This is a genomic window from Wolbachia endosymbiont of Drosophila barbarae (assembly GCF_044752445.1).
GTDB classification, from domain to species: domain Bacteria; phylum Pseudomonadota; class Alphaproteobacteria; order Rickettsiales; family Anaplasmataceae; genus Wolbachia; species Wolbachia pipientis.
Map to the genome: position 1 here is coordinate 1 of NZ_JBIXJM010000226.1, position 3,933 is coordinate 3,933.

General features: G+C 36.7%; 4 protein-coding genes. 2 read left to right on the forward strand and 2 right to left on the reverse strand.

Going from position 1 to position 3,933, the window contains the following annotated elements; translation table 11 throughout:
* The first annotated feature begins 289 nt into the window (after positions 1–289).
* Positions 290–433 (forward strand): hypothetical protein, encoded by a 144-nt coding sequence (locus ACIPNH_RS05130; protein WP_264705617.1) that lies wholly within the window; start codon positions 290–292, stop codon positions 431–433.
* A gap of 183 nt (positions 434–616) precedes the next feature.
* Here the strand turns inward: ACIPNH_RS05130 and groL are convergent, their stop codons facing one another.
* Together groL and ACIPNH_RS05140 are read right to left on the reverse strand one after the other, a co-directional pair.
* Positions 617–2,266, reverse strand: a complete 1,650-nt coding sequence (gene groL / locus ACIPNH_RS05135; protein ID WP_155968879.1) for a chaperonin GroEL — start codon at positions 2,264–2,266, stop codon at positions 617–619.
* A gap of 100 nt (positions 2,267–2,366) precedes the next feature.
* Entirely contained in the window at positions 2,367–2,648 is a 282-nt protein-coding gene (locus ACIPNH_RS05140; RefSeq protein ID WP_173862895.1) for a co-chaperone GroES, read from the reverse strand.
* A gap of 167 nt (positions 2,649–2,815) precedes the next feature.
* On the opposite strand from ACIPNH_RS05140, the gene ygfZ reads away from it, so the two are divergent.
* Entirely contained in the window at positions 2,816–3,622 is an 807-nt protein-coding gene (ygfZ, locus tag ACIPNH_RS05145; protein WP_264724201.1) for a CAF17-like 4Fe-4S cluster assembly/insertion protein YgfZ, read from the forward strand.
* Positions 3,623–3,933: the final 311 nt, after the last annotated feature.

Sequence of the window (3,933 nt, forward strand, 5' to 3'; positions counted from 1 at the left end):
GGCACTCAACCTCCTTATCATCTTCTATCCTTATCTTATCACATCCGGACTTCTATGAAAAGAGCTATATTTAACAAAATTATGGACAAAAATGCAAGAATTTCAGAATGATCTACCTGGTTTTTTATTTAGTTGTTTAAGTAATACCACTCCCTTTAACCTCTCTATATTTGCTGAACAACTAAAAAGGGTAGGGGGGTGGTTGTAAATTGTATCTGTTCAGCAGAGTGGCAAAATAAGGTAGACGAGAAAGGACAACTATAGGAACAAATGGGTGTCATGCCAGTGCGTGACACTGGTTTCCATCCAAAAGGGTGTCATTCCAGTGTCAGCTACTTTCATGACATCGTTTACTATGTGCCATATTGTAATGTTCGTACAGTTGTGGAATGAATCGCGGTATGACGTGTTGCTTGGGTCAGCTATAGTATAAATATACTAGGGGTTATAGTTTTCTTATGCTGCCTTTTTGTTATTAGACAACCACAATATAAAGGAGTGAAACGGATGCAAACAGTAGTGCATTTCTGCACCAAACGTATTACCTTTAACGAATAGTAAAATGTGAGATTTTTTGGAACTACCGTGGAGCAATTGCTCCACGGTTTCATTCTACTTAGAATCCACCCATGCCACTCATTTCTCCTGCACCCATAGGAGATGAAGCATTTTCTTTGCTTGGTACATCAACTATCATAGATTCAGTAGTTATCAGCACACTCGCAACAGATACCGCTGTTTCAAAAGCAATACGCACCACTTTTGCTGGATCAATCACACCAGCTGTAAATGCATTAGCGTAATTCATAGCCTCAACGTTGTATATAAGCTCTTTATCATTCTGCTTAATCAAATAGTCAATTATAACAGCAGATTCAAGACCAGCATTTTTAACTAACCTTCTAATTGGAGCACTGAGAACTTTCTTGATAATGTTTATGCCTATTTGCTCTTCGTCACTTGCACCTTTTAATTTGTCGAGAACAGATGAAGCATAAAGAAGCGCAACTCCACCACCTGGAACTATGCCTTCTTCAATTGCAGCTCTTGTTGCATGCAGCGCATCTTCGACTCTATCTCTACGTTCTTTAACTTCCACTTCAGTTGCTCCACCAACTTTGAGCACAGCAACGCCACCTGATAATTTCGCTAAACGTTCTCTTAGCTTTTCTTTATCATAATCAGAAGTTGAAGTTTCAATTTGAGATTTAATCTGCTCGATTCTAGCTTTCACACTGTCAGAATCGCTATTTTCGCTGACAACTGTGGTATTATCTTTAGTAATTTTAACATTTTTAGCCGTACCAAGATCATCAAGCGTGAGATCTTCCATCTTGATTCCAAGTTCATCTTTTATGACGTACTTAGCACCAGTTAAAGTTGCTATGTCTTCGAGCATCTCCTTTCTTCTGTCACCAAAACCTGGAGCTTTTACTGCAGCAACTTTTAAACCACCACGCAATTTATTGATAACTAAAGTGCTTAATGCTTCACCTTCGATATCCTCTGCAATAATAACCAAAGGTTTACCAGATTTAACAATAGCTTCAAGAATAGGAAGTAAAGGTTGAATAATATTTAATTTTTTCTCTGTAATTAATAGATAAGGATTATCAAGCTCCACGATCATTTTTTCATTATTTGTAATAAAATACGGAGAGAGATAACCGCGATCAAATTGCATGCCAGTAGTCAGCTCAACTTCTAACTCTTTTGAACCTTTACTCTCTTCAACAGTTATTACACCCTCTTTTCCAACTTTTTTCACGGAATCAGCGATACTATTACCTATATCCTTATCACCATTTGCAGAGATTATTGCAACTTGTGCCACTTCGTCTATTTTCTCTAGAGAAATTGTACGAGACATTGACGCAATTTCCTTTAATATTACATCTTTTGCCTTCTGTATTCCGTTTTTAATACCAACACGATCGTTTCCAGCAGCAATTGATTTTGAAGCTTCCATTATCATGTTGCTAGTTAGTATTGAGCACGTTGTTGTACCATCACCAACTTTATCGTTACATTGAGAACAACTTTGTGCAAAGATGCTTGCTATTACAGCGTTTAATGGTTTTTCAGGCTTGATACCCTTCATCACCTTATAACCATCTTTTGTAATTTCTGGTGCTCCATAGGGCTTATTAATCCCTACTGTTTTTCCTCTAGGTCCCGCAGTTATTGCTACCGTTGAATCCACTATTGCTGCGACTTCACGAAAGGCTTCTTGCAACTGCTCACCTGATACTACTACATTAGTCATTTTTATCACCTCTTGTTAATAAAAAATTTAGAAAACTATAATAAAACCATTTACAATGCGCTATGTTGCGCTTTGTTTCAGTTTAGTAAAATAAAGACTGCTACTTAATGACAGCAAGTATATCGGATTCCTTCATCACGATAAGCTTCTCATTATTATGTTCTATTTCTGTACCAGCCCATTGGCGATAGAACACTTTATCACCAGCTTTCACAGTTAAAGTTACGCGTTCGCCACTTGAATTGCGTGAACCTTCACCAATTGCTATAACTTCACCTTTAGTAGGTTTCTTTTCAGCACTTGATGGAAGCACAATTCCACCTTGCTTTTCTTCGCTAATAGGCTTGATCAGCACGCTATCATCTAATACATTTAAACTTATACTTGACATTTGTTTTTCCTCATCAACAAATTAACTTATAAGTTTATATATATATACTCGTAAGTTAGATTTCAAGGGCTGGAGCTTGTAAAATATGCACACCAAAAGCAGTTTCTAAAAGAGCCTAATGTTATATAATAAAATTTAGATTTATTTATAGAGATTTCATGAGTTATATACCATTTTTAAGTCGTGGTGTGATAGTGCTATATGGGCCTGACACTAGAGATTTTCTGCAGGGTATTATAACCAATGATATTAATAAGTTGGATAGCCAAAAAGCCATTTACTCTTTATTGCTTAGCCCTCAGGGAAAATATCTATATGATTTTTTTCTTATTGAATATGGTAAATACACCCTCTTAGAGTGCGAAAACATGCACTTGCAGCAAATAATCGAGAAACTGGATTTGCTTAAAACTTACTTGAGAGTGAAGATTAAAGACGTTAGCGCACTATATAAGGTTGGAGTTTTGTTTAATACTAAGTTGGCGGAGTGTAGTGGTAAGTCACAAGTTATTTTTCAAGATCCAAGGCACAAGCTGCTAGGAATGAGGATCATACATAAAGATGAAATAAAAGAGCCGGTTGGGGATTTTACTCAGTATGAAAAAGTCAGAATTCAAAATCTTGTTCCAGATGGAGCGAAAGATATGGTGCAGAATTCATCGTTTCCGCTGCAATTTTTAATCGATAAAGTAAACGGTATAAGCTTTAATAAGGGGTGTTATATAGGTCAGGAAGTTGTAAATCGAATGAGCAGACAAGAAATATTCAGAAGAAAACTTTACCTTGTTGAGGGGGATAACGCACTTCCAGATATTGGCACTAAAATGACAAATGAAAATAATGAAGAAATAGGGGAACTGCGCTCTAGTGTAGACAACATTGGATTTGCATTGCTTAATACTGGAAAGAGCCATGCAAATTTATATGCAGATGGAGTTAGGTGCGTTAAGACGTTGAAGTCTTAAGGTAGCACATATAGAAACGAAAAACTTGCTTGACACCCTTCGCCAGCGCCCTTATCATGGTATTGAAGGTATTCAGTTATCTTCATCTGTGCAGATTAAACAGCAAGAAAACAACGTAGTTGGCGTCTTATTTTTAATTTTTTGCACTATGTSCACCTTATGTCTTCACAACATTTCTRGGTTTTTACCTATATAAGCTGAAACGCGCTTATAAGTCGTTTAAGACAGTATAGTACGCCAATTTGCAGGATTAGAGAGTGACAACTAGCTAACACGGGGTTTCTTTTGCCTTTTTTTCTGCTTAGTAAATT